Genomic DNA, 408 nt, shown 5'->3' with positions numbered 1-408 from the left:
TGACCTACTCTCCCACACACTCCCGCATGCAGTACCATCAGCGCAATCGGGCTTAGCTTCCGGGTTCGGAAAGGGACCGGGCGTTTCCCCAACGCTCTCACCACCGCAAAACCACAGAACAACACACGTGTCTGGATCGTGCAGTGAAACTAGTAGACGTGAACACCAACCCCACAGGGCTGTGCGCGCGGACCCCACGGCCCAACTCTCATACGCTCAATCGTTGTTTACCTTGTGTTACCCAACCCACCACACACCCCACACAGGCACAAAACCCACATGAGTCGTGTTGTTTGGGTGAGTGAACGGTGTATTAGTACCAGTCAGCTCCAACCATTACTAGTCTTCCACATCTGGCCTATCAACCCCATCATCTCTAGGACACCTTAAAGGAGACCTCATCTCGAA

The 408-nt window shown here is 53.9% G+C and carries 2 rRNA genes; both read right to left on the bottom strand.

What is annotated here, in order from left to right:
* A 5S ribosomal RNA gene (rrf, locus tag NQ036_RS15510) occupies window positions 1-108 on the bottom strand; the annotation flags it as partial.
* 185 nt (window positions 109-293) lie between these two features.
* Window positions 294-408 (bottom strand): 23S ribosomal RNA (locus NQ036_RS15505); the annotation flags it as partial.

The sequence above is a fragment of the Brevibacterium sp. 91QC2O2 genome (genome assembly GCF_024580695.1).
In the GTDB taxonomy this organism is placed as follows: domain Bacteria; phylum Actinomycetota; class Actinomycetes; order Actinomycetales; family Brevibacteriaceae; genus Brevibacterium; species Brevibacterium moorei.
This window is presented reverse-complemented; position numbering and strand designations above follow the sequence as displayed.